This window comes from Vibrio sp. Vb1554 (assembly GCF_033344235.1).
Genome location: NZ_JAWPOJ010000470.1, coordinates 1 through 1,035, shown reverse-complemented (window position 1 = coordinate 1,035; position 1,035 = coordinate 1). Strand labels below are relative to the sequence as shown.

Here is a 1,035-nt window from a genome sequence, read left to right as displayed (position 1 = left end):
AAGATTTAAACGACCTTGTGGTGAAAACGTTGAATGAGTTTGCCGAACAAAAAATGATCTGTCTTGATGGCAACAAATTGGAAATCAACCAATCAAACAACCAACCGCTGGTTCTACTTGGTCGCACGATTACTGAGACGCTGCAGCGTTACTCCATCGCCATGAACCTATTGGTTGCGTACCCTGAATTGGGTAAATCGGATCTGGAACAGAAGAGCCAAGACATCGCGCAACGTTTAGGTCGCCTGCACGGTATCAACGCGCCGGAGTTCTTCGACAAAGGTGTGTTTACCGCCATGTTCAATACGCTCAAACAGCAAGAGTACCTCGATAGCGACGGTAACTGCGATAAGAAGAAAACGCAGAAATTTGCCAAGCTACTGTTTACGCTGCTGTACCCAGAAGTGAAGTTGACCATCGAAGAAAGTATCCACCAACTTCAGGCATAACAAACACACAAAAAACAAAAGGCATCCAATTGGATGCCTTTTTTGATCTTCGGATTGATTACCAGAACGCGACTAATAAACCTATAGCTATCACCATGCCAACGTAGTTGTTGTTAAGGAAAGCTCTGAAACACAAATCACGCTCGCGGTGGCGGATCAAATGCTGCTGATAAACAAACAATGATGCGGCAATCAGAACCGTCCAGTAGTAACTCTGGCCTAATTGATAAAACTGCCCTAGCCCCACCAACATCGCCAACGTCACTAACTGTAACACTCCAATAATTAACTTGTCGTGGCGACCGAACAGAATCGCTGTCGATTTGATACCGATTTTTAAATCGTCATCGCGATCCACCATTGCATACTGAGTGTCGTAGGCAATCGTCCACAATGCATTAATCACAAACACAAACCAAACCATCACTGGTAGCTCACCGGTTTGTGCCGCCCATGCCATAGGAATCGCCCAGCTAAACGCTAATCCCAAAAACAGCTGCGGGATATGCGTGTAACGCTTCATAAAAGGATAGATAAAGGCTAAGACAAGGCCCGCAAAAGAGAGCTGAATCGTTAAGGGGTTCAT

The 1,035-nt window shown here is 45.4% G+C and carries 1 protein-coding gene and 1 pseudogene; one reads left to right on the top strand and one right to left on the bottom strand.

Annotated features, from left to right (window positions below):
* Window positions 1-449 (top strand): annotated as a pseudogene (locus tag R8N28_RS27150) (glycerol-3-phosphate 1-O-acyltransferase); the annotation flags it as partial.
* A gap of 58 nt (window positions 450-507) precedes the next feature.
* Here R8N28_RS27150 and R8N28_RS27145 read toward each other — a convergent pair.
* Window positions 508-1,035 (bottom strand): 4-hydroxybenzoate octaprenyltransferase (locus R8N28_RS27145; protein ID WP_318183906.1); only part of this gene is annotated, 528 nt, incomplete at its 5' end.